This is a genomic window from Pseudomonas baetica (assembly GCF_051216495.1).
GTDB lineage: Bacteria > Pseudomonadota > Gammaproteobacteria > Pseudomonadales > Pseudomonadaceae > Aquipseudomonas > Aquipseudomonas baetica_B.
In genome coordinates this window covers 1-5,234 of the sequence record NZ_JBPKAM010000201.1, presented here as the reverse complement: position 1 = coordinate 5,234, position 5,234 = coordinate 1, and the positions used below count along the sequence as shown (strand labels likewise).

Genomic DNA, 5,234 nt, shown 5'->3' with positions numbered 1-5,234 from the left:
CCCCCCCCCCCCCCCCCCCCCCCCCCCCCCCCCCCCCCCCCCCCCCCCCCCCCCCCCCCCCCCCCCCCCCCCCCCCCCCCCCCCCCCCCCCCCCCACAGGGGATTGGGCAGTAGGCTTAAGTTGTTACATTTTGCATTAATTGCTTACATTTATAGGGTAAGCGGATCAATCCGACCCCTACCTGAGTACGCACCATGGCCATCAATTTCGACCTCAACGACCTGCAAGCTTTTCGCGCTGTGGTCGAGCAGGGCAGCTTTCGCAAGGCCGCCGATGCCGTGCGGATTTCGCAACCCGCCTTGAGCCGACGGATCGAAAAACTGGAAGACGCCCTGGGCGTGAGGTTGTTCGACCGCACCACGCGCAAGGTCAGCCTGACTCAGGCCGGTCGCGGTTTCATGCCCAGCGTCGAACGTCTGCTGGACGATCTGGACGTCGCTTTGCTGGGTATCAGCGAAGTGGCCTCGACCCGCCTCGGTCACGTCACCGTCGCCTGCGTGCCGTCGGCGGCGTACTACTTCATGCCCCGGGTCATCGCGCACTATCACCGGCAATTTCCACGGATCAAGGTCAAGGTGCTGGACTCCAGCGCCCACGAAGTGTTGAGCGCGGTGGTCAATGGCGAGGCGGATTTCGGCCTGAGCTTCATGGGCACCCTTGAAGCCGAAGTGGATTTCGAACCGCTGGTGCAAGAGAGCTATGTGGTGGCTTGCCGGCGCGATCATCCCTTGGCCGGGCGCACCAGCGTGACCTGGGAAGAGTTCTACCAGCAGGACTACATCTCGCTGGGCAAGACCTCGGGCAACCGTTTTCTGCTGGATCAGGCGCTGGCGAGCGTGGTGCCGCAGCGGCAGAGCATCTGCGAAACCCTGCATGTGACGACCATGATTGGCCTGGTGGAGGCGGGGTTGGGGGTGGCGGCGGTGCCGTTGATGGCGATGCCGGCAGCGGATCACCCGATCCTGACACGGGTGCCGCTCACCGACCCGCAGGTGATGCGCAATGTCGGGCTGATCAAGCGCCGGGGTCGCACGTTGACCCCGGCTGCACTGGAACTGGAACGTCTGGTGGTGGAAATGAAAGTCCTGCCGCCGACTCTCAGCGACTGATCGAGTCCAGTCCCGTGGCTTTCACATCCGCCTGAGCCTGTGCCGACGCCATGTATTCAAGCAGCGCCTTGGCCTCGGCCGGGTGTTGTGCACCGACCGGAATGCCCGCGGCAAACCGGGTGACCGATTGCACGGACTCCGGGATCTTCGCCACAAAACTCACTCCCGGCACCGGCAGCAATTCACTGACCTGCTGGAACCCCAGTTGATAGTCGCCTGTAGCCACCACCGAACCCACAGGGATTTTCGGTACCATGGTCGACTTGGCTTTGAGCGAGTCTTCGATGCCCAGGCGTTTGAACAGCTGTTGCTCGATATAGACGCCGCTGGCGCTGTCGGAATACGCGACGGATTTGGCGTCGAGCAGGGTCTTCTTCAGGTTGTCGACGGTGCTGATGTCCGGCTTCGGCGCACCTTCGCGGACCACCAGGCCGATGCGTGAGTCCGCCAGTTCGACCCGTGATGCCGGGTCGACTTTGCCTTGTTTGATCAGATCATCCAGCGCGTAGCCGACCATGATTACCACGTCGGCCTGTTCGCCTCGGGCCAGGCGGTTGGGAATGGCTTCCGGCGCCTTACCCATCGACGGACCGAGGGTCGTGTCGAGGGTGTTGCCGGTATCTGCCGCGAACTTCGGGCCGAGGAGTTTATAGGCGGCCGTGAAGCCGCCGGAGGTCATCACGCGAATCTCTTCGGACTGGGCGACAGCGCTCAGGCCCAGGCTGATCACCAGCGCCGCGACATTGAATAGCTTGTTCATGGACATGTTCTCCAATGGGCGGGTTCAGGACAGGGCCGGTTGCAGGCGGCCACTGGCCCGACGATAGAGGTACAGCGTCGCGCACAACGCGCAGAGTGCCGCGAAACTCATCCAGTAGCCGGGCGCAGCCTTGTCACCGGTGTACTGGATCAAAAAGGTCGACATGGCCGGGGTGAAGCCGCCGAACACCGCGGTTGCCAGGCTGTAGGCCAGGGAGAAGCCCGCGACCCGTACTTCCACCGGCATGATTTCGGTCAGTGCCGGGATCATCGCGCCGTTGTACAAGCCATAAATGAACGACAGCCACAGCAGTACCAGCAGCATGTTGAGGAAACTCGGTGCCTGCACCAGATAGGACAGCGCCGGCCAGGTCGAGACGAGCGCCAGCAGGGCCATGGCAATCAACACCGGGCGGCGGCCGATACGGTCCGACAACGCGCCGCCGATGGGCAGCCAGATGAAGTTCGAAACACCCACCAGCAAGGTCACCAGCAACGCGTCGGAGGTGCTCAGGTGCAGCACGGTCTTGCCGAAGGTCGGCGCGTACACCGTGATCAGGTAGAACGCCGTGGTGGTCAGGGCGACCATCAGCATGCTGGCGATCACGATCACCCAATTCTGCGCCAGGGTGCGGAACACGTCGGCCATGCTCGGGCGGTGCTTGCGTGCGGCGAACTCTTCGGACTCTTCCAGGTTGCGACGCAGGAAGAAGATGAACGGCACGATCATGCAGCCGACGAAAAACGGAATCCGCCACCCCCAGTCGGCAATTGTCGTCGGCGCCATCCATTGGTTCAGGCCATAACCCAGGGCTGCCGCGACGATGATCGCCACTTGCTGGCTGCCCGACTGCCAACTGGTGAAAAAGCCCTTGTTACCGGGCGTCGCGATCTCCGAGAGATACACCGATACACCGCCCAGCTCTGCACCCGCCGAGAAGCCTTGCAGCAGTCGACCAATGAGTACCAGCGCCGGGGCGAACAGGCCGATGGTTTCGTACCCGGGCACCAGCACAATCAGGATCGTGCCGCTGGCCATGATCGACAAGGTGACGATCAAGCCTTTGCGCCGGCCCACATCATCGATGTACGCACCCAGCACCACGGCGCCCAGCGGACGCATCAAGAAGCCCGCGCCGAACACGGCGAAGGTCATCATCAACGAGGCGAATTCGCTGCTGGCCGGGAAGAACACGGCGGCGATCTGCGTGGCGTAAAAGCCGAAGAGGAAGAAGTCGAACTGCTCGAGAAAGTTACCCGAGGTGACCCGGAAAATCGCACTGGCCCGGGAGCGTCCGCGTGGGATTGAGGCTGTCATAGATAAGTACTCCACCGCTTTTATGACGTGCGTCGCCTGGTCGCGGCGCACGGTTCTTATTGGGGCGGATAGTGGAGCAGGGGCAGCGATATGTTAATTGCATAGTTGGCATGCATTGATGCGTAGGGTGGATCAATGGATGTGTGGCGTATGGGCCACCGTCATCGCCGGCAAGCCAGCTCCCACAGGACTTGTGTCGTTCACGAATATTGCAGTCGACTCAAACCCTGTGGGAGCGTGGCTTGCCCGCGATAGGGCCATGTCAGCCAGCATCCAAGCTAAAACTGTTCACTCCACCCGACTCACCACCTGCTCACCCAACCGATACTGATTGTTCCCGCTGCGCTTGGCTTCATACATGGCCAAATCGGCAATGTGGATCAGCCGGTCCATGCTCGGCGCATGGTCGGGGAATACTGCGACGCCCAGGCTGGTGCCGATGTGGCGCTGTTCGTTGCCGATGGTCATGGGCGGGGAGAGTTCGACGAAGATTTTCTGGCAGATGCTGCGGGCTTCGTCCTGCAGGCTGATGCCCTGGGACAACCCCTGGAGGATGACCACGAATTCGTCGCCACCGATCCGGGCGACGGTGTCGGTTGAGCGCAGGATTTTCTTCAAGCGCGTGGCCGTGGTGATCAGTACGCGGTCGCCGGCAGCATGCCCGTAGTGGTCGTTGATGGCCTTGAATCCATTCAGGTCGATAAACACCAGCGCCACCCTTGTCGTGCTGACACGCGCCTGTTCCAGTGCCTCGGACAGACGCTCCTCCAGCACCAGACGGTTGGGCAAGCCGGTCAACGGATCGAAGTGGGCCAAGTGTTGCAGGTAACTGGCGGAGGCTTTTTCCTCGGTGATATCGCGCACCACGCCCATCATCTTGAGGGTTTGATCTCGGTCGTTCTTGACCACATTGCCGGTCTCTCGCAGCCAGCGGATGGTGCCGTCGGGCCAGACCACGCGGTATTCCTCGTCATGGTTTTCGCCGGTGGCCAGGCAACGCAACTCTCCGGCGCGGACCCTGGCCCGGTCGTCCGGGTGCACGCAGGCGCAAAACAATGCGTAGGAAGGCGTCACTTCGCCGATCCTGAAGCCGAACATGCCGTAGATCGCTTCGGACCAGTAAAGCCTGTCGGTATCGACATCCCAATCCCAGGTGCCGATGCGGGCGAAGTACTGGCTGCGCTTGAAGCGCTCGGCGTCACCGTCCTGGCGGATGTTCTGGCCTTCGGCCAACTCGTTGATGATCGAGCGATATTCGGCCAATTGCCTGCGCAACCCGCGCTCGCGAGCGACCAGCACGATGATCGCAATGAGCATCACCGAGCCGATGGCGGTGCTGATCCAGAGCAAAGTCATTCAGGGATTGCCATCATGGCCGGAGAACACCGTTGAGGTGAGTATGGGTCAGTTTAGTTCAGGGTTATTTCGGCAAACAGCTTCAAACCGTGCTCAATCAGGCGCAATGGTTGCCAATTGTCGGCAAATCTGGGAAAACGGCGCCCACCCAGCCTATCGGGCAATCAGCATACGAGTGAAAACAATGAATGACGACCTTCAGGTAATCGATCTTCACGTGGGTGACGGAAAAGCCGCCGTCAAAGGCGCACTGATCACCACCCAATACCGCGGCTGGCTGGAAGACGGCAGCGAGTTCGACTCTTCTTACAGCCGAGGCAAGCCTTTCCAGTGCGTGATCGGCACTGGACGCGTGATCAAGGGGTGGGACCAAGGCATCATCGGCATGCAGGTCGGTGGCAAGCGCAAATTGCTGGTGCCCGCGCACCTGGGCTACGGCGAGCGCACGATGGGCAAGATCCCGCCGAATTCGAACCTGGTCTTCGAGATTGAATTGCTGGAAGTGCTGACGCGGGATGATTGATGGGGCTGTGTTCGCAATCTCCTGAACACCGCACCCCTGTAGGAGTGGGGGGGGGGGGGGGGGTTTTGTTTTTTTTTTTTCCCACAAAAAAAAACAAACACCCGACACCCCCCCACCTAACACACTAAAAGGAGACGTCCCTCTCTTTTTCTTTCTCTCTCCCCCCCC

At 61.2% G+C, this 5,234-nt stretch carries 5 protein-coding genes; 2 read left to right on the top strand and 3 right to left on the bottom strand.

Going from position 1 to position 5,234, the window contains the following annotated elements; translation table 11 throughout:
- The first annotated feature begins 195 nt into the window (after positions 1-195).
- Positions 196-1,110, top strand: a complete 915-nt coding sequence (locus ACSFE6_RS30960; RefSeq protein WP_435431175.1) for a LysR family transcriptional regulator — start codon at positions 196-198, stop codon at positions 1,108-1,110.
- Here ACSFE6_RS30960 and ACSFE6_RS30955 read toward each other — a convergent pair.
- The 3 genes from ACSFE6_RS30955 to ACSFE6_RS30945 all read right to left on the bottom strand — a co-directional run bounded on the left by ACSFE6_RS30955 (position 1,100) and on the right by ACSFE6_RS30945 (position 4,543).
- Positions 1,100-1,870, bottom strand: a complete 771-nt coding sequence (locus tag ACSFE6_RS30955; RefSeq protein ID WP_435431174.1) for a substrate-binding domain-containing protein — start codon at positions 1,868-1,870, stop codon at positions 1,100-1,102. The two genes, ACSFE6_RS30960 and ACSFE6_RS30955, sit on opposite strands and share 11 nt — an antisense overlap.
- A 24-nt stretch (positions 1,871-1,894) precedes the next feature.
- Positions 1,895-3,187 carry an MFS transporter gene (locus ACSFE6_RS30950; protein ID WP_435431173.1) on the bottom strand — a complete coding sequence of 431 codons (1,293 nt, stop codon included), beginning with the start codon at positions 3,185-3,187 and terminating at the stop codon, positions 1,895-1,897.
- Positions 3,188-3,475: 288 nt separating this feature from the next.
- Positions 3,476-4,543 carry a diguanylate cyclase domain-containing protein gene (locus ACSFE6_RS30945; protein ID WP_435431172.1) on the bottom strand — a complete coding sequence of 356 codons (1,068 nt, stop codon included), beginning with the start codon at positions 4,541-4,543 and terminating at the stop codon, positions 3,476-3,478.
- Between the two features lie 184 nt (positions 4,544-4,727).
- Between ACSFE6_RS30945 and ACSFE6_RS30940 the strand changes: the two genes are divergently transcribed.
- Positions 4,728-5,066, top strand: a complete 339-nt coding sequence (locus ACSFE6_RS30940; protein ID WP_435431171.1) for an FKBP-type peptidyl-prolyl cis-trans isomerase — start codon at positions 4,728-4,730, stop codon at positions 5,064-5,066.
- The last annotated feature ends 168 nt before the right edge of the window (positions 5,067-5,234 follow it).

Excerpts from the sequence above, each read along its gene's own strand:
- ACSFE6_RS30960 (WP_435431175.1), top strand. The coding sequence starts at position 196 with ATGGCCATCAATTTCGACCTCAACGACCTGCAAGCTTTTCGCGCTGTG.
- ACSFE6_RS30955 (WP_435431174.1), bottom strand. The coding sequence starts at position 1,870 with ATGAACAAGCTATTCAATGTCGCGGCGCTGGTGATCAGCCTGGGCCTG.
- ACSFE6_RS30950 (WP_435431173.1), bottom strand. The coding sequence starts at position 3,187 with ATGACAGCCTCAATCCCACGCGGACGCTCCCGGGCCAGTGCGATTTTC.
- ACSFE6_RS30945 (WP_435431172.1), bottom strand. The coding sequence starts at position 4,543 with ATGACTTTGCTCTGGATCAGCACCGCCATCGGCTCGGTGATGCTCATT.
- ACSFE6_RS30940 (WP_435431171.1), top strand. The coding sequence starts at position 4,728 with ATGAATGACGACCTTCAGGTAATCGATCTTCACGTGGGTGACGGAAAA.